This is a genomic window from Clostridium sp. FS41, assembly GCF_000954015.1.
Lineage (GTDB): Bacteria > Bacillota > Clostridia > Lachnospirales > Lachnospiraceae > Enterocloster > Enterocloster citroniae.
The window spans coordinates 49,135-66,903 of the sequence record NZ_JYHN01000056.1 but is presented as its reverse complement, the minus strand read 5'-3'; the positions used below and the strand labels follow the sequence as shown (position 1 = coordinate 66,903).

Here is a 17,769-nt window from a genome sequence, read left to right as displayed (position 1 = left end):
TCAATTTTTATATGGGGAACGAAACTTCCCTGATGCTTTCAAAAGGAAGGGATGCAGCGCTAGGCATCCTTTCTTTTTTTAAAAACAGCCCTTTAAACGTGAGTTTTCCGTGGACTGGGGGAAGTACAACCCTGAGAAAGCTTCGGGTTACTGGAAAGGAGAAGAACATTGAGCAGTAAATACATATTAGAGATGAATCACATTGAAAAGGATTTCTTTGGAAATAAAGTCCTGAAAGATGTGAGCATAAAAGTCAAGCCTGGTGAGATTGTGGCATTGATCGGTGAAAATGGAGCCGGAAAATCCACCATTATGAATATCCTCTTTGGTATGCCCGCGATCCAGCAAACTGGAGGTTTTAAGGGCAGCGTTCTCATAGACGGGGAGGAAGTCAATATTAAGTCGCCCATAGAGGCCATGAAATATGGAATCGGCATGGTGCATCAGGAATTCATGCTTATCGATGGTTATGATGTTGCTGAAAACATTAAGCTGAACAGGGAAAATGTAAAAAAGACCCCGGCCAGCCTTGTCTTTGGAAAACGCCTGGATCTGGTAGACCGGGCATCCATGCACAAGGAGTCCAGAGCGACCCTGGATTCCCTGGGGATCGAACTCAGTGACAAGACCAGGGTGGGAAGCCTTCCTGTGGGATATAAGCAGTTTGTGGAAATAGCCAGGGAACTGGATAAGAAAAATACCAAGCTGATCGTGCTGGACGAGCCAACGGCCGTACTTACCGAGACGGAAGCAGAGCAGTTCCTGGCCTGTGTCCGCTCCGTGGCAAAACGGGGGATTGCCTTTATCTTTATCAGCCACAAGCTGGATGAGGTGAAGAACAACACCCACCATGTATTTGTCCTCAGGGACGGCGAGATGGTGGGAGACTATCACACGGCTGACCTGAGCACGGTGAAGATGTCACAGCTTATGGTGGGCCGCGAGGTTGAGATCCTCAACCGGGAGATCGGCCATGAGGAGGAAAACGGGGAGGTCTGCCTGGAATTTAACCACTTTGGGGTCAGCATGCCCGGGGAGGTTGCCAGGGATGTGACCTTCCAGGTAAAGAAAGGTGAGATCTTCGGAATCGGAGGCCTTGCAGGCCACGGAAAGATCAGCATTGCCAACGGGGTCATGGGACTTTACCCTTCCAAGGGTGAGGTAAAGGTACACGGCAGGGTCCTGGACGTGACAAAGACAAAGGACACCCTGGATGACGGTATTGCATTTGTGTCTGAGGACAGGCGCGGTGTGGGACTGATGCTGGATGAGTCCATTGAGCTGAACATCGCCATCGCAGCCCTTAAGACAAAGGACAAATTTGTAGTGAAAAAATTCGGGATACCCTTTTATGATAAGAAAGGCGCCATCGAATATGCCAAGAAAATGATCAAGGATCTGGATATCCGGTGTACCGGCCATGCACAGCCGGTAAAGAGTTTATCCGGAGGCAATCAGCAGAAGGTTTGTATTGCCAGGGCGCTGACCCTGGAGCCTGATATCCTGTTTGTATCAGAGCCCACCAGAGGTATTGATATCGGCGCTAAAAAGATGATACTGGATTCCCTGATGAAGCTGAACAAGGAAAAAGGCGTTACGGTCATTATCACCTCCAGCGAGCTGGCTGAGCTGCGCTCCGTATGCAACCGCATTGCCATTGTCACAGAGGGAAAGATAGCCGGGATCCTCCGTTCCGATGATAAGGACTATAAATTCGGACTGCTGATGAGCGGATCCAAATTAGAAGATGCAGATGAGGAGGCGATGTAAGAATGAACCAGATAAAAAGAGCTGTTAACTTCCTGGGCGTTTCGCGCCTTGTGGTAATTGGATTCCTTTTGCTGCTGATCGTTTCCGTATTCCCCCTGGGGATTAACCCGGGCATGATCTATTCCGACTGTCTGGTGCGTATCGGCATGAACGGATTCCTGGTGCTGGCAATGATGGTTTCCATTGTCTGTGGAGCCGGACTGAATTTCGGACTTCCCATCGGTATCCTCTGCGGTCTTCTGGGCGGTTCCATTGCAGTACAGTTTAACTGGAGCGGCCTGGCCGGTTTCTGGGGCGCATGTATCGTATCCGTCCCCTTTGCCCTTGTTGCGGGTTACTTTTATGCGGTGCTGCTGAATAATGTAAAGGGGTCTGAGATGACGGTAGGAAACTACATGGCCTTCTCCATTGTATCCCTTATGTCCATTGCGTGGCTGGTGCTTCCATACAATAATCCCAAGATCGTATGGCCCATCACAGGTGTGGGTCTGCGTACAACCATGACGCTGGAAGACAACTATGACAAGGTGCTGGACAATTTTCTGCGCATTGATTTTAAGCAGATGGGCGTTCTGCAGAACAATCCCTATTGGAAGGATTTCTCCGTGTCAACGGGACTTTTACTGGTGTTTGCCGTGGGCTGCCTTCTTATGTGGCTGTTCATGAAGACAAAGGCAGGGATCATCATGCGGTGCAGCGGCGTGAATCCGGGCTTTTCCAGAACCCTGGGCGTGAATAACAACAGGGTCCGCACCATCGGTATTGTGGCTTCCACCGTGATCGCGGCCATCGGGATCAATATCTACTCACAGAGCTATGGTTTTTACCAGTTTTATTCCGCTCCTCTGATGATGGCGTTTCCGGCCATGGCAGCGATCCTCATTGGCGGTGCCACACCGAAAAAAGCCAGCGTATTTAATGTGGTTCTGGGTGTTATCCTGTTCCAGTGCCTTCTGACCCTGGCAACTCCGGTTGCCAATGCGGTGATTAATGCGGGAAGCATTTCCGAGGTAGTCCGCATCATTGTCCAGAACGGTATCATTTTGTACGCGTTGACCAAGATTAGAGCGAATGGAGGAAAATAACCATGGAAAATAAAAAACGTAATAAAGTGTTAGAATTCCTTCAGGGCAATATGGTTCCCATTCTCTTCACCCTGCTGTGTCTGGCCAGTATCAAGATATCCGGACAGAATGCAAGCTATGTGATCACGGAGACCGTATCACGTGTGGGCAGGAACGCCATCCTCATTGTATCACTGATCCTTCCTGTACTTTGCGGCATGGGCCTGAACTTCAGTATTGTTCTGGGAGCCATGGCAGGGGAGATCGGCCTGATCCTGATCACCCACTGGAGCTATGACGGATTAAAGGGGATCATACTGGCAGGCATCATTGCCACCGCTTTGTCCATTGTTCTGGGAACCCTTACAGGAATCCTTTTTAATAAGGTAAAGGGACAGGAAATGATCACAGGCATGATCCTTGGATTCTTTGCAGTGGGCGTGTATGACCTGATCTTTATCTTTATGGTGGGAAGCGTGATCCCTATGGTAAACCCTGAGATCATGCTGAATTCCCAAAATGAGGCAGGAGAGACGATTTACGTGGGCCTTAGGAACACCATTGATTTCCACGCCGAGACAAAATACGCGGTGGACAATGCCTGGAAGGTGATGTTTGTAAAGCTGCTCCCATGGCTGCTGGCTGCCCTTGCGGCGGTAACCGTGTGCATCCTGGCCTATAAGATCATGAAAAAGAAATCGGAGGTCAAAGAAGCGCTGTTTACAACCAAGGGATTTTTAACAGCCACCATTTTACTGGCAATCCTGCAGATCCTTATGAAAACAGTAAAATCAGTGCAGAAGGCATTTTTCATTGTACAGATTCCCATGCTTACAGCCATTGTGATCGCGGCGGTCTGCCTGCTGGTGGTGTTCATAACAAAGACAAAGCTTGGGCAGGACATCAGGACCGTGGGTATGAACATGCAGGTGGCAACAGCGGCCGGTATCAATGTGGATAAGACCCGAATCGTGGCAACCGTGCTGTCAACGGTGATCGCATCCTGGGGACAGATCATTTTCCTTCAGAACATAGGAAATGTACAGACCTTTAACAGTCATGAGCAGGTGGGCACCTATGCGGTGGCAGCCCTGCTGGTAGGCGGAGCATCCATTGACAAGGCCACCATGGGCCAGGTGTTCTCAGGAACCATCCTGTTCCATATCCTGTTCTTCATGACCCCGCTGGCCGGCAAGGTGCTCTTTAACGACCCGCAGCTGGGCGAGTATTTCCGCGTATTCCTGTGTTACGGTATTATCGCCATATCCCTGATCCTGTATGCGTGGAAGAAGGTTGCAGCGGACAGGCGCAGAATTGAAGAAGAAAACCGTCAGCAGCTGGCTGAACTGGATGCAAAATAGGAGGAACGTATGTCAGATATCAATACAAAGGACTTTGCAAAGGCAGTGGAGGACCAGGTCATAGGATGGAGAAGGGAACTTCACCAGTGCCCGGAGCTTGGCATGAAGACAGTGGAAACTGAGAAGATCATTCTCAGGGTATTAGAGGAGATCGGGATCGATGAAGTCCGTTCAGGGATCGGCGGTGAGGACTGCCACGGCGTGGCTGCCGTTATCCATGGCGCCCTTCCGGGAAAATGCCTGGGGATCCGGGCTGACTGTGACGCCCTCCCCATATTGGAGGAGACAGGGCTTTCCTTTGCCTCAAAGAATCCGGGCTGCATGCACGCCTGCGGTCATGACGGCCATACGGCCATGGGCCTGGGAATCGCGAAGATCTTATATGAGAACAGGGATAAGCTGAAGGGGACTGTGAAAATGATATGGCAGCCCGGCGAGGAAGGCGACAACGGGGCGCTGAAGATGATAGAGGACGGTGTCCTGGAAAATCCCAAGGTGGATGCCATGATCGGCCATCACTCCGGTACCAGTAGGTTTCAGGAGGTGGCGCCGGCCCAGATCGGCTGGACACATGAACCCTCCTCCTTCTGTATCACGGGCTGGTGGGCAAAATTCCACGGAAAGAGCGCCCATATCGCGGAGCCTCATCTGGGAGTGGACCCGCTGCTGGCCGCCTGCTATGCGGTGACGGAGCTTCAGGCCGTGCTAAGCCGGGAGAAGCAGCCCAACAAGCCCGCAATCTGTGCGGTGAGCATGTTCCATGCAGGGGATAAGAACAATATCATTCCGGATACCTGCTGTCTGGAGGGTTCCATCCGCTCCAACAACGAGGAGGACCAGGAGTACTATTACCAGCGGTTAAGGGAGATCTTCCAGGGAGTGGCAAAGACCATGCGCTGCACGGCTGAGGTTGGTTACGGGCATTACCTGGGCGCAACGGATAATGACCCTGAGATGGTAAAGAAACTAGTGCCCATCGCGGAAAAGGTCCTGGGAAAGGAAAATGTAATAGAGGTAAAGATTGCAATTCCCGGCGGGGAGGATTTCAGTGAGTTTACAAAGCGCGTCCCCTGTGTGTATTACTATCACGGCGGAAACTTTGGGGATGAAAGGGATTTCCCCCAGCACAGCTCCAGATTTGACCTAAATGAACAGACCCTGTGGTCCGGCGTGGCAGTCATGACCCAGTTTGCATTTGACTGGCAGGATATGTAAGATACAGCCCCCGCCTGACCTTCCGGTTTGGCGGGGGCTTTTGTAAATGCCCCACTAAGCTCGTGGAAGACCTCGCAAAGTGGGGATGACATCTATCGCACGTAAGCGCCTAAAAGACAGGCGCTAAGTGCTCATAAGGAGGAAAAGATGACGGAACAGGAATTATTATTAAAGGCAGATGAATTTATTGAGGCAAATATGGAGGATATCATCCGGGATATAAAGGCCGTGGTGGATATCCCCAGCGTAAAGTCGGAGGCAAAGGAAGGGGCGCCTTTTGGAGTGGAGGTGAGGCGTGCCCTGGGCAAGGCGCTGGAGATCGGGGAGCGCATGGGATTTAAGACCGTGAACTGCGGGGACTATCTGGGGTATGCGGAGCTTGTGGGGGAGAAGGAGGAGTATATCGGCACCATCGCCCATCTGGATGTGGTGCCGGCCGGCAACGGATGGAACACGGATCCCTATGATATGGTGGTAAAGGATGGCTATCTGATGGGGCGCGGAGTTGTGGATAACAAAGGCCCGCTGATCCTTACTTATTATATGGGGAAGTTTTTTAAGGACCTGGGCACCACCCTTCCCTACAGCCTGCGCATGATGGCAGGGTGTGATGAGGAGAGCGGCATGGAGGATGTGGAGTATTACATCCGCCACTATGAGGAGCCGGTATTCCTGTTTACGCCTGACTCGGAGTTCCCCCTGTGCAACGGTGAAAAGGGGTGCCTGTGCGGCAATTTTACAAGCCTTCCCTTTAAGGACGGGGCTATCGTGGATTTTGGCGGCGGTATGGCTCACAATGCAGTGGCCGACCAGGCATATGCGGTCATCCGCGCCGGCCTGGAGCAGTGTCCTAAGGCAGAGCGGATCACGGTCACTCCGGCGGATGAGGGCGTAAGGATCGATGCCGCCGGTATCGGGGGCCATGCTTCCCATGCGGAGGGGACGATCAATGCCATCGGGCTGATCGCGGACTATCTGCTGGAGCACGATCTTGTAACTGAGGAGGAAAAAAGGTTCCTGAAAGTGGTGTCCCTGTTGTGTGAAGACTATCAGGGGCATGGACTGGGGATCCAGTGTGATGACGGCATTTTTCCGCCCCTGAGCATTATCGGGGGAATGATCAGGATGGAGGACGGTGTGCTGAAGCAGAACTTTGACTCCCGGTATCCCACCAATACCACAGGCGGTGAACTGGTGAAAAAACTGTCCGAACTGTGCGCCCAGTATGGTGTAACGGTCACGGATGTGGAGGACAGCGTACCGTTTTATATCGGTGTGGATAAGCCGGAGATCAAGGCCTGCCTGGATGCGGGCAATGAGATCCGGGGAGTGGACGGAAAGCCTTTTACCATGGGAGGGGGAACCTATGCCCGCCATTTTAAGAATGCAATCAGCTTCGGCACTGAGATCCCGGCCGAACCCCTTCCAGGCTTTGTGGGTAAAATACATACCTTTGATGAGGGAATCGGCATTGACCGCCTTAAGATGTCCCTGAAGATCTATATCCTTGCACTGTACAGGCTGATGCAGATTGAGTTCTAAAGGAGGAGCATATGAAGAGAAACCGAGTGGATGCAGTCCTTGACAGGTTGGAACAGATGGGTCTGGAGCAGCTGGTCATAACGGACGCCACCTCCATTTTCTATCTCACAGGTATCTGGGTGGATGCGGGAGAGCGCCTGGTGGCCCTGTACTTAAGCAGGCACCGGGACTGCTGTTTCTTTGTAAATAATATGTTCAACCTGCCGCCGGACCCGGGAGTTAAGATTGTGCGTTTCTCCGACACGGATCCGTATCTTGAGATGCTGGCAGGCTGCACGGACAGTACCAGGCCTTTGGGGGTGGACAAAAATATGCCGGCCCGCTTCCTGCTGCCCCTGATGTCAATGGGATGCGGTGCAGAATATGTGAATGCCTCCATCTGTGTGGATGGGGCCAGGGCAGTGAAGGACGAGGAGGAAATGGAGGCCATGCGCCGCGTTTCCGCCATCAATGATAAGGCTATGGCGGAATTTAAGGCGCTGTTAAAAGAAGGGGTGACAGAGCGGGAAATCTCCAATCAGATGAAAGAGATTTACCAGAAACTGGGGGCTGATGACCTGTCCTTCCCGCCTTCCGTGTGTTTTGGGGCCAATGCAGCCATCGGGCATTACCGTTCCGGAAATGTTGCCCTGAAAAAGGGGGACTGTGCGCTTCTGGATGTGGGGTGCAAAAAGGACAGCTATTGTGCGGATATGACAAGAACCTTTTTTTGCGGGGAAATAGCCAAAGAGGAGCACCGCAGGGTGTATGAGCTGGTGCTGGAGGCGAACCGGGCGGCGGAGGCCATCATAAAACCAGGTGTCAGGCTCTGCGACATTGACGCGGCAGCCAGAAAAGTGATCGAGGACGCGGGATATGGTGATCGGTTCACTCACAGGCTGGGGCATTTTATCGGACTGGAGGTCCATGATTTCGGGGACGTGTCCGGCGCAAACCAGGAAACAGCCGTGCCGGGCAATATTTTCTCCATCGAGCCGGGAATTTATCTGGAAGGCGATGTGGGAGTGCGCATCGAGGACCTGGTGCTGGTGACAGAGACGGGGTGTGAGATACTTAATTCCTACGGCAAAGATCTGGAGATAATCTGACAGGGAAGGACGGATCAGAACAATGATAGAAGAGTTAAATAAGTGTATAGAGTCCAATAAAGAACAGATGGTGCAGTCCCTTTGTGAGATCGTGGGTATTCCCAGCAAATACGGCCGGCCAAAGGAAGGGGCGCCATACGGCGAGGAGTCCCGGCGGGCCCTTGGGTTTGCCATGGACCTGGGAAGGAAGCTGGGGTTTGAAACCGTTGTCAATGTGGGGGATCGGGTATGCTATATTGAGTACGGCACAGGAACCAAGGTGGTGGGGGTATTTGCCCACCTGGATATCGTGCCTGAAGGGGATGGATGGACCTATCCGCCCTTTGGAGGCGAGATCCATAACAACCGGGTCTACGGCCGCGGTACCGTAGACAACAAGGGACCCTTCATCGCATCCCTCTATGCCCTTTATGCCATCAAGGAATGCGGGCTGTCTCTTGGGGATTACCGGATCCGCATTGTGGGCGGGACCAATGAGGAAAAGGGTATGGACGATATGAAATATTACGTGTCCCAGTGCGGTGCCCCTGACGCCGGCTTTACGCCGGACGGCCTGTTCCCCATGTCCTTTACGGAACGAGGGATCAATTATTATTATATGTCCTACGGCTTTTCTGAGAGATCCACCTCAAAGGTCAGGGTCTTGGAGCTCCATGGAGGGGAAATCCTCAATATGGTTCCTGACAGGGCCTTTGCAAAGCTGGAGGTTTCAGATGCAGCAGAAGCGGACCGGGTGATGAAGCTGGTGGAGGAATACCGTCAGACAACAGGCAGGGATGTGACTGCCAGGCTGGAGGAAGACAGGATCGAGATCACATCCAGGGGACTGTGCGCCCACTCCTGTACGCCTTTTAACGGCAAAAATGCCATTGTGGCGATTCTTATGCTGTTAGCTGATCTGGGGATCAACGGATCCATGGGAGCATTCCTGAAGTTCTTTGCGGAAAAGATCGGGATGACCACGGACGGGAGCCTTCTTGGGATGAAGAGGGAGGATGAGTGCGGCAAGCTCACATTCAGCCTTTCAAAGATGGATGTGGATGAAAAGGGGTTAACGTGGGTGGCTAACATACGCTATCCGTATACCTATAAAGACCAGGTGACAGAGGATTTTACGGCCAGGGTCGCTCATGAAGGAATCGTGGTCCATGAGGTGGACGCCCACAACACATACAGATTCCCTATGGACCATCCCCTGATCCGGACGCTGCGCGGCGTTTATGAGGAGCTGACCGGAAAGGATTCGACCCCCAGCCATGAGGGCGGTACCTACGCCCAGGTGGTGCCGGGCATTGTGCCCTTTGGCTCCATTTTCCCGGGAACCCCGGACCTGTGCCACAGGCCGGATGAGTGCATTGACATTGATGAATATGTCCTGGACGCAAAGCTTTTTGGAAATGCCATGTATGCGCTGACCAGGGAAGATCTTTAAAGACAGGTTACCCTCAGTGGGCAAGGGGCGTGTGTGCCCTTGTCCACTGAGGGTACGGATTAATGATGTAGACTCCGAGAGTACACACAGGAACAAAGGGAGGAAATAAACCAGTGATAGAAGTAAAAGACCTGGTAAAACAGTACGGAAGCTTCAGGGCAGTGGATCACCTGAGCTTCACAGTGGAAAAAGGACAGATATATGGGTTCCTGGGACCCAACGGGGCGGGAAAATCCACCACCATGAATATGATCACAGGCTATCTGTCCGCCACGGAGGGAACCGTGCTGATTGACGGACACGATATATTTCTCGAGCCGGAGGAGGCCAAGCGTCATATGGGATACCTGCCCGAGATACCGCCTGTGTATCCGGATATGAATCCCCAGGAGTACCTGACCTTTGCGGGGGAACTGAAGGGCATTCCCAGAAAAGGACTTATGGGGGAAGTGGAACGGGTAATGGGGCTTACCGGCATCACCCATATGAGACTTCGCCTGATCAAGAACCTGTCCAAAGGGTACAGGCAGAGGGTGGGATTTGCCTGCGCCCTGCTGGGGGACCCGCAGGTCATTATTCTGGATGAACCCACCGTGGGTCTGGACCCCAGACAGATCATAGAGATCAGGGAACTGATCAAGTCACTTGGAAAAAAGCATACTGTGATCCTCAGCAGCCATATCCTTTCTGAGGTCAGCGCGGTATGTGATCATATACTGATCATATCAAAGGGAAAGCTGGTGGCCAGCAATACGCCGGAAGGGCTTGGAAAGCTGATGCAGCGCACCAATGTTTACGATATGCTGGTTCAGGGAGACCATGAACGGCTGGGGGAACTGCTGAAAGGGGTCCATGGACTGCAGGCCATCACCACCTCTGCCCATGATTCGGGATTTGCCGCCGTCCATCTGGAGACGGATGAAAAGACCGATCCCAGGGCCCAGGTGTTCCGGCTGCTGGCAGGAGCCGACTGCCCCATCATGGAGCTTAAGTCCGCTACTATGAGTTTGGAGGACGTGTTCCTGGAACTGACCGCCCAGGATATGCAGACAGAAGGAGGAACGGAACATGAAGGCGATTTATAAAAAAGAAGTACTCTCATTTTTCCGCTCCATGATGGGGTATCTGTATACAGCCTTCCTGCTGCTGATCGCCGGCGTATTCTTCACAGCCTTTAACCTCCAGGGCGGCGTTGCGGAGTTTGGGTATGTGTTGGGCAATACCACGGTTGTGCTGCTGATCGTGATACCTGTCATTACCATGAGGGCCCTGGGGGAGGAGCAGCGGCAGAAAACGGACCAGCTGCTGTTTACTGCCCCTGTCAAGGTGAGCAGGATCGTGCTGGGCAAATTTTTTGCCATTCTTACCGTATTTGCAGTGCCTCTGACCGTGCTGACAGCCTGCCCGCTGGTGCTTTCCCTTTACGGCGCAGTGCCTTTAAAGGAATCCTATTCCTGCTTCCTGGCATTTTTCTTTATGGGAGCTGCCTGCATCGCGATCGGCATATTTATATCCAGCATCACTGAGAGCCAGATCATAGCAGCGGTGGGGACCTTTGCCATCATGCTGTGCAGCTACCTGATCAATGGCATGAGCGGTCTTATGGGCATCTCAGCAGTCAATTCCGTGGCAGGTTTTGCGGTTGTGGTTCTTCTGGGGGGAATACTGCTTGCCGTAATGACAAAGAGCCTGCCTCTGGGTGCTGCGGCAGCCGGCATATGTGAAGTGGGGCTGGGGGCCGTCTACCTGATGGACAGTACCGTGTTTGAGGGCGCATTTCCACGTTTTTTAGGTTTCTTTTCCCTGTTCCAGCGCTATTATGATTTTGTGGACGGGATATTTGATGTCACCCATCTTGTGTATTATCTGGGAATTGTGGTGTTGTTTTTGTTCTTTGCCGTGCAGTCGGTGGAGAAGCGCAGATGGGATTCCTTTAAGGGCAAGCATTTTAAGATCGGGCTGTATGCAGTTACAATGTGCGTCCTTATGGTAGTGATCGTGGTCCTGTCCAATCTGATCGCGCATAAGCTCCCTTCCAGGTATACCAGGTATGATACGTCTGCTTCCGGGCTGTACAGCATATCACCCCAGACCAGGGAGGTGGTTTCGGCCAACGAGGCTCCGGTCAGCTTATACCTGATTGCTTCCAAAGGAAAGGAAGACCGGAAGCTTACGCAGCTTTTGGAAAAATACAGGGATTTAAGCGGAAGGATCACAGTGGAATACGTGGACCCCATCCTGTCACCAGGGTTTGTATCAGAGTACACATCGGATAAGGTCAGTGACAACAGCATCATTGTGGTGGGAGAGAAGCGGTCCAGGGTACTGCGCAATACGGATCTGTATCCGGTAAACTACGATTACGATACGGGCAGGACTACCACGGATTTTGACGGTGAGGGGCAAATCACCAGCGCAATCCATTACGTGACCTCAGACACCCTTTCAAAAGTATATCTGATCAATGGACATGGGGAAAATGAACTGACGGAATCCTTTGTCTCCGCCATGGGAAAGGAAGGCGTGGAGGCTGAACCCCTGAATCTGACCTCGGCGGACCGGGTGCCGGAGGATGGGGGCTGCCTGTTCCTAAACGTGCCTGTGTCCGACTTGACGGACAGGGAACGGGATGTGCTGGTTTCCTATCTGGAACAGGGGGGGCGCATGCTCCTGATCACAGGCATTACCGCTGCCCGGACGCCCAACCTGGACCAGGTGCTGGCCGGCTACGGTGTATCCGCGGTCCAGGGCATGATCGTGGAGGGGGACAGCAATTACAGCATTCCCTCTTATCCCAATTTCCTGCTTCCGGAGATTAGAAACAGCCAGATTACGGAGCCATTTATTTCGGAGGGCAGTCTGCTGCTCATGCCCAATGCCCATGGCATTGTGAAAACGGAGGATGTGCGCAGCACGGTGGAGGTGGACGGGATTCTTACTACCTCCTCCAACTCCTATATAAAGACAGACAGCTCATCCTTGGGATATATGCGCGGGGACCCGGTGGGACCCTTTGCAACAGGGGTAACCGCCGTGGAGCGGACAGACGAGGGGGAGACCAGGATCGTATGGTTTTCCAGCTCCGGTATGCTGATGGAGGAGATGGATGAAATGGTGGGAGGAAATAATACAAACCTTGTATTAAATTCCATCGGATGGATGACGGAGCAGGAAAACAGCATAACCATCCGTCCAAAGCCCGCCTCATCCGCGTCCCTCAGGCTTACTTCGGCCCAGGCCATGCGCTGGAGCGTGCTCTTTGTGCTGGCGGTTCCGGCTGCCGTGATGACCGGAGGCAGTATCCTGTGTATAAGAAGGAGGAGACGTCAATGAGACGAGAACAGAAACGAAATCTACTGCTGGCGTCAGTGACAGCCATTCTGCTTCTTGCAGTCTACCTCATGATACCACCGGACACCAACATAAAGACCGGGAAAGAGGAACATCTGGTGGTGTATTCCATGGATCCGCAGGATGTGACAGGTCTTGCATTTAACAGCGGGAACGGCAGGATCTCCCTTGTAAGACGGGAGGGGGGATGGGTTTACACGGAGGATGAGACATTTCCCCTGAACCAGAATTTTGTGGATACCATGCTGGACAAGACGGCGCGGCTCACCGCAGGGCGCTTTGTGGCGGAGGGCAGCGCTCATTACGGCGAATATGGACTGGACCAGCCATCCAACGAGATCCTGGTGACCGGAACAGCGGGAACCCGGACCATCTATCTGGGAAGCACCAACAGTGCAACAGGAGACTGTTACATGGCGGTGGATGGATCGGAGAAAATATACACGGTGGATGCCACCTTCGCTAACCTGTTTTCCAGCAGCCTGAATACCATGGCAACGCGGGAGACCCTGCCGGGGATCAGCCTGGATAATATGGTTGTGGTCACTGTGAAAAAAGAGGGGAGTACGTTTGCCTTTTCCAGGCCTTCCCAGGGAGAGAGCCAGGGAGAGGGAGGCTGGAGCGTTTCGGAAAATGACGGGCCGGCCAGGGCGGCTGACAGCGGGCTGGTATCAGAGTGCCTGGGCAAGCTGGTGAAACTCAGATATGAGGAGATGACAGTGTACCACCCCACACAGGCGCAGAAAAAGGAATACGGACTGGCAGGGAACGAAGGGGAATCAGGCAGCTTGATCCGGGTTGTTTACCGGGATGATGCCGGGCAGGATGGTTCCGGGGATTCCGGTCAGGATATATCCGGGCAAGGCGGGGCCGGGCAGGATGGGAGCGGGGATACCATGGGGGAATTTGTGCTGCACATGGGAAGAGACAGCAAAGACGGCCTTTACACCTATGTATATCCGGAAGGCGGGCAGGGGATCTATGCTGTGAAAAAAGATGGACTGGAGCCCTTCCTGCACCTTTCATCTGAAAACTTCCTGTCCCTGAGCGTGGCGCCTGTTAAGGCGGAGACCCTTGCCGGACTTACACTCACATGGGAAAACGGCAGGGCGGAGTTCAGGATCAGCCCGGCCGGAGATGAAGGCCGGGAAGAACAGCCGGAGGAACAGAACGGCGGACAGGAAAACGGACAGAAAAAGGTCTATACCCTGAACGGACAGGAGATAACGGAAGCGGAATTTAATAAATTTTATTATCCGCTCTATGGTTTTGCGGCGGAAAAGAGGGTTTCGGACATGGCTTCACAGCTGATCAGCCAGCCCATTCTCACCATGGAATACCGGTGCGTTCCGGGGACTGCACAGGATATGACCGTGGACCTCATTCCCTATGACCAGAATTATTATGGTGCCAGGGTAAACGGCCAGGCATTCCTGCTTGTAAACAGGCAGAGGGTCAACAGCCTGATGAATGAAGTGAATAAACTACCATTGGAGTGAGAACCCATATCTTTTGTCCCTGTTAAGTGGTATGATATAGATATATCTTGTACACAGATGGCAGAGACAGAGGAGGTAATACAATGGAGCGTAAAGTGGTAAAAATATACTCGGCAGAGAGCAGCATACAGGCTGAGATGATCCTGGATACCCTTGGCGGCAACCAGATACCGGCCTATAAAAAGGATGTTGGTTCCAGTGGGATCATGAATGTATATGGCACCAATTCCCTGGGCGGGGAGGAGATCTACGTTGCTGAGGAGGACGCGGAGCAGGCGCTGGAAGTATTGGGAGGAATGGGGCTTTGATCATGGAACCGTTTAGCTGCTGCAAGATGGAAATTTTTATACCTGAATCCCATTTGAATGTGCTGCAGACCGCGCTGCAGCAGGTGGACGCCGGACACATCGGAAATTATGACAGCTGCCTGTCCTACAGTTATGTGACAGGATGCTGGAGACCGCTTAAGGGCAGTAGTCCATATCTGGGCAGCTGTGATGAGGTCAGCCGGGAACAGGAACTTAAGGTGGAGGTGACCTGCATGAGGGAACGGGTCAAGGAAACCCTGGCTGCTGTTAAGAAAATCCACCCCTACGAGGAGCCGGTCATCAATGTGATACCGCTGTATATGACCGGAATGGATGGGATTTCCTGACAGTTTCAAAAGAGATAAAATGAAAGGATGACTGAGAAATGTTCAGCCATCCTTTTTGTTGTATTACGGGCAAAAATAGTGTTTTTTATGATGGGAATCTGTTTTAAACACAAAATGTAGTGGGGATTCTTGGGGAGTTGACCGTTCTAGTAATAGGGAGGGGTGGTATGAAAAAATATAAAACATACATTGGCCTTATGATTCTGATGCTGGTATTTGCCTTAAGCGCACACTATACCCGTATTCCGGAATATAAAATATATAAAATATTTTCACAGGAAGGTGCAGACTTTAAGGAGACGGAGCTCCATGTCATCGTATATAAGCCATGGAATACGGATGGAACCGCGGGGCGGATCGTTACCCAGCATAATAAAATGAATGGAATGCCTGACAGACTGACGGTTTTGCTGTATCACAGCAAATATGACGTGGACCACGGCCGGGATTATTACAAGGCCGTGTATGAAAATCAAGGTGGATATGATCCGCCTCCTTTGTGTTTCCCGTAGCGGAATTTGAAGCTCGCTGATCTAACGAGGCCGCACACAACTTGCCCGATGCGTCCGCCCGGGTATGGACAGCTGTAATAAAATAGGGGGCCGGTGGATAAGGGCATTCATGACCCCGCCAGTATCAGTAGCGGATAAATTGCCGGCAAACCACTTAATAAGCCTATGGGAACGTGTTATATGCACATACTCATAGGCTTATTCTGGTTTTTCCTATTTTTGAGAACAGCGGCCCTGATCGCAGGCTCAAAGCATATTGCGGTCCTTCTTCGCAACCACTAAATAAAATATAAAATGTGCAATTGTTGTCAAAACCCAGGAAATGGGAAAGCTTAAGAACAATACCTCAAGGGATGTCCAGGTTTTGAATATGGTTTGGATCCATATGATGCGGAAACCACAGGCTCCCACAAGGGTAACCACTGTGGGCATCACAGAGTATCCCAGGCCACGGAGCACTCCTGCAACTGCTTCCATGATACCGCACAGGAAATAGGGGAGCATAAGGACTGCCATTCGGATCATGCCATACTCAATATCTGCTGTTTCATGAGTATACAGGGATAGCAGAGGCCTGCCAAGCCCATAAACCGCAAAACCTAAGACCAGGCCAAAAAGACCTGCATATAACAGGCACAATCTTAATATCTTAGGCACCCGGTCCCGCCGTCCTGCCCCCACATTCTGGCCCGTAAAGTTAATGCCTGCCTGATGCATGGAGTTGGTGGCAGCGTATACAAAGCCCTCAATGCTGGTGGCAGCGGAACACCCTGCAATTGCCGCGGAGCCAAAGAGATTGATGGAGCTTTGGATCTGCATATTGGAAATGGAAAAAACAGTGTTATTCAGTCCTGCGGGGATACCCACACGAAGAATGCGTCCCAATATGGTTTTGTCTATGCGCAGTTTCCTAATATCCAAATGGAAAGCGCCTTTCTGGCGCACAAGGTAACGGATGACTAAGATAGCTGAAACAACCTGGGAAACAAGGGTGGCGATGGCAACCCCGGCAACGTCAAGGTGAAATCCGATCACCAGGATCAGGTTTAATATGACATTGATGACGCCCGTACAAGCAAGGTAAAATAAGGGCTGTTTCGTGTTGCCCTGGGCCCGGAGAATGGCTGCCCCAAAATTGTAAACCATGATTGCTGGTGAACCGAGGCAGTAGATCCGGATATACAGCAGAGACTGGTCAATGATATTATCGGGAGTGTTCATGTATATCAGACAGATGCGGCTGACACAAATACCGATAACGGCAAGGAGTATCCCGCTTAGCAGGCTTACTGTAATTGCAGTATTCACGGTCTTCTTCAATTGTTCCTGATTCTTGGCGCCAACATACTGTGCGGCTATGACATTTACTCCGATTGATAATCCAAGAAAGGTATTGACCAGAAGGTTTGTCAAATAAGTGGTGGCCCCAACGGCCGCCAAAGCGCTGCTTCCTGCAAACTGTCCCACCACAGCCATATCACAGGCATTAAACAGCAGCTGCAAAACTCCGGTCAGAATGACCGGAATTGTAAAGCGGAAAATATTTTTTGTTAGGGATCCCCCCAGCATATCGATTTCTGCGCGTTTCATCTTTCCCTCCGATTGAGACTCCCGCCTTTTCCGGCAGCGAGCCATAACTATTTGTCTTGGCAAAAGTGTCAATCTCCTTCTGTCAATCTCCTTCCAAGATGAAGCTCCAGCGGATTGCTTAAGGCGCCTGGTTATTTTTGCCGTGCCAAATATGGCGTGCGCCTTGCAAATAGATAGATAACTAAATTTATTATATCGTATATGCGTTTATTGTCAAGAAATGGTATTTATAAAAGTTAGAATAGAGAGACAAGGAACCGTCTTACCCACTTCTATTTTTTTGCCAATTATGGTAAAATATTCATATATTATAAATCCAATAGGCACAGCAACCACATCTGCTGATCAACAGGAAACCGTGGTGCATGGTGCAGAAAATCATGGCGGCCGGTCCTTAAGGGGAATACACAGGGGTTACAGCAATAAAAAGCAGAAAATATCAAGCAGGAAACACCTGCTTTTTATTTTTGCTTTTCGTGGCAGGCTGCTTGGATGTAGACCAATCTGCCCATGGGAGGTTTTCCGGGAGTTGTTGGAACAGCATGGAAAAGGAGAGGAGGAAGACAGAAATCAGATAATTATTAGGCAAAAGTGCATAAAAAATAATTGATAAATACGTAAAAATGTACATAATAATATATGCGTATTGACAATACTGTGTGACGCATTATATAATATGAGAAACGGTGG

At 51.5% G+C, this 17,769-nt stretch carries 15 protein-coding genes; 14 read left to right on the top strand and 1 reads right to left on the bottom strand.

The features are described 5' to 3' along the window. Positions 1 to 168: 168 nt before the first annotated feature. The 13 genes from CLFS41_RS10815 to CLFS41_RS10755 all read left to right on the top strand — a co-directional run bounded on the left by CLFS41_RS10815 (position 169) and on the right by CLFS41_RS10755 (position 15,489). Positions 169 to 1,770, top strand: coding sequence for a sugar ABC transporter ATP-binding protein (locus tag CLFS41_RS10815; protein WP_045092290.1), 1,602 nt, complete (start codon positions 169 to 171; stop codon positions 1,768 to 1,770). 2 nt (positions 1,771 to 1,772) lie between these two features. Then, a complete protein-coding gene (locus tag CLFS41_RS10810) occupies positions 1,773 to 2,855 on the top strand; it encodes an ABC transporter (protein WP_007867135.1) in 1,083 nt (360 codons plus the stop codon). A gap of 2 nt (positions 2,856 to 2,857) precedes the next feature. After that, positions 2,858 to 4,195 (top strand): ABC transporter permease, encoded by a 1,338-nt coding sequence (locus CLFS41_RS10805; RefSeq protein WP_007867132.1) that lies wholly within the window; start codon positions 2,858 to 2,860, stop codon positions 4,193 to 4,195. 9 nt (positions 4,196 to 4,204) lie between these two features. Then, the gene (locus CLFS41_RS10800) at positions 4,205 to 5,410 is read left to right on the top strand and encodes a M20 family metallopeptidase (protein ID WP_007867126.1); all 1,206 of its coding nucleotides are present in this window, start codon (positions 4,205 to 4,207) and stop codon (positions 5,408 to 5,410) included. Between the two features lie 147 nt (positions 5,411 to 5,557). Next, positions 5,558 to 6,952, top strand: coding sequence for a Sapep family Mn(2+)-dependent dipeptidase (locus CLFS41_RS10795; RefSeq protein WP_007867124.1), 1,395 nt, complete (start codon positions 5,558 to 5,560; stop codon positions 6,950 to 6,952). Positions 6,953 to 6,963: 11 nt separating this feature from the next. After that, positions 6,964 to 8,040: a Xaa-Pro peptidase family protein gene (locus CLFS41_RS10790; protein ID WP_007867122.1), complete on the top strand. Its 1,077-nt coding sequence runs from the start codon at positions 6,964 to 6,966 to the stop codon at positions 8,038 to 8,040. Positions 8,041 to 8,062: 22 nt separating this feature from the next. Next, entirely contained in the window at positions 8,063 to 9,472 is a 1,410-nt protein-coding gene (locus CLFS41_RS10785; protein ID WP_007867120.1) for a Sapep family Mn(2+)-dependent dipeptidase, read from the top strand. Positions 9,473 to 9,585: 113 nt separating this feature from the next. Next, complete coding sequence (locus tag CLFS41_RS10780; RefSeq protein WP_007867118.1) at positions 9,586 to 10,557, top strand: ABC transporter ATP-binding protein; 972 nt, start codon at positions 9,586 to 9,588, stop codon at positions 10,555 to 10,557. Beyond that, positions 10,541 to 12,805: a Gldg family protein gene (locus tag CLFS41_RS10775; protein ID WP_007867116.1), complete on the top strand. Its 2,265-nt coding sequence runs from the start codon at positions 10,541 to 10,543 to the stop codon at positions 12,803 to 12,805. Before CLFS41_RS10780 ends, CLFS41_RS10775 begins: the two co-directional genes overlap by 17 nt. Further along, entirely contained in the window at positions 12,802 to 14,322 is a 1,521-nt protein-coding gene (locus CLFS41_RS10770; RefSeq protein ID WP_045092289.1) for a DUF4340 domain-containing protein, read from the top strand. Before CLFS41_RS10775 ends, CLFS41_RS10770 begins: the two co-directional genes overlap by 4 nt. Before the next feature lie 83 nt (positions 14,323 to 14,405). After that, a complete protein-coding gene (locus CLFS41_RS10765; RefSeq protein ID WP_007867110.1) occupies positions 14,406 to 14,630 on the top strand; it encodes a DUF2007 domain-containing protein in 225 nt (74 codons plus the stop codon). A gap of 2 nt (positions 14,631 to 14,632) precedes the next feature. After that, positions 14,633 to 14,977: a cytochrome c biogenesis protein gene (locus CLFS41_RS10760; protein ID WP_040417145.1), complete on the top strand. Its 345-nt coding sequence runs from the start codon at positions 14,633 to 14,635 to the stop codon at positions 14,975 to 14,977. 167 nt (positions 14,978 to 15,144) lie between these two features. Then, positions 15,145 to 15,489: a hypothetical protein gene (locus tag CLFS41_RS10755; RefSeq protein WP_007867106.1), complete on the top strand. Its 345-nt coding sequence runs from the start codon at positions 15,145 to 15,147 to the stop codon at positions 15,487 to 15,489. A 246-nt stretch (positions 15,490 to 15,735) separates the two neighbouring features. Here the strand turns inward: CLFS41_RS10755 and CLFS41_RS10750 are convergent, their stop codons facing one another. Then, entirely contained in the window at positions 15,736 to 17,079 is a 1,344-nt protein-coding gene (locus CLFS41_RS10750; protein WP_045092288.1) for an MATE family efflux transporter, read from the bottom strand. Between the two features lie 220 nt (positions 17,080 to 17,299). Here CLFS41_RS10750 and CLFS41_RS10745 point away from each other — a divergent pair, with 220 nt between their 5' ends. Then, on the top strand, positions 17,300 to 17,689 hold the full coding sequence (locus CLFS41_RS10745; RefSeq protein ID WP_152649035.1) for a hypothetical protein: 390 nt from the start codon (positions 17,300 to 17,302) through the stop codon (positions 17,687 to 17,689). Positions 17,690 to 17,769 lie beyond the last annotated feature (80 nt).

Excerpts from the sequence above, each read along its gene's own strand:
- CLFS41_RS10755 (WP_007867106.1), top strand. The coding sequence starts at position 15,145 with ATGAAAAAATATAAAACATACATTGGCCTTATGATTCTGATGCTGGTA.
- CLFS41_RS10745 (WP_152649035.1), top strand. The coding sequence starts at position 17,300 with ATGGTATTTATAAAAGTTAGAATAGAGAGACAAGGAACCGTCTTACCC.
- CLFS41_RS10775 (WP_007867116.1), top strand. The coding sequence starts at position 10,541 with ATGAAGGCGATTTATAAAAAAGAAGTACTCTCATTTTTCCGCTCCATG.
- CLFS41_RS10785 (WP_007867120.1), top strand. The coding sequence starts at position 8,063 with ATGATAGAAGAGTTAAATAAGTGTATAGAGTCCAATAAAGAACAGATG.
- CLFS41_RS10795 (WP_007867124.1), top strand. The coding sequence starts at position 5,558 with ATGACGGAACAGGAATTATTATTAAAGGCAGATGAATTTATTGAGGCA.
- CLFS41_RS10810 (WP_007867135.1), top strand. The coding sequence starts at position 1,773 with ATGAACCAGATAAAAAGAGCTGTTAACTTCCTGGGCGTTTCGCGCCTT.
- CLFS41_RS10750 (WP_045092288.1), bottom strand. The coding sequence starts at position 17,079 with ATGAAACGCGCAGAAATCGATATGCTGGGGGGATCCCTAACAAAAAAT.
- CLFS41_RS10765 (WP_007867110.1), top strand. The coding sequence starts at position 14,406 with ATGGAGCGTAAAGTGGTAAAAATATACTCGGCAGAGAGCAGCATACAG.
- CLFS41_RS10760 (WP_040417145.1), top strand. The coding sequence starts at position 14,633 with ATGGAACCGTTTAGCTGCTGCAAGATGGAAATTTTTATACCTGAATCC.
- CLFS41_RS10805 (WP_007867132.1), top strand. The coding sequence starts at position 2,858 with ATGGAAAATAAAAAACGTAATAAAGTGTTAGAATTCCTTCAGGGCAAT.
- CLFS41_RS10770 (WP_045092289.1), top strand. The coding sequence starts at position 12,802 with ATGAGACGAGAACAGAAACGAAATCTACTGCTGGCGTCAGTGACAGCC.
- CLFS41_RS10800 (WP_007867126.1), top strand. The coding sequence starts at position 4,205 with ATGTCAGATATCAATACAAAGGACTTTGCAAAGGCAGTGGAGGACCAG.
- CLFS41_RS10790 (WP_007867122.1), top strand. The coding sequence starts at position 6,964 with ATGAAGAGAAACCGAGTGGATGCAGTCCTTGACAGGTTGGAACAGATG.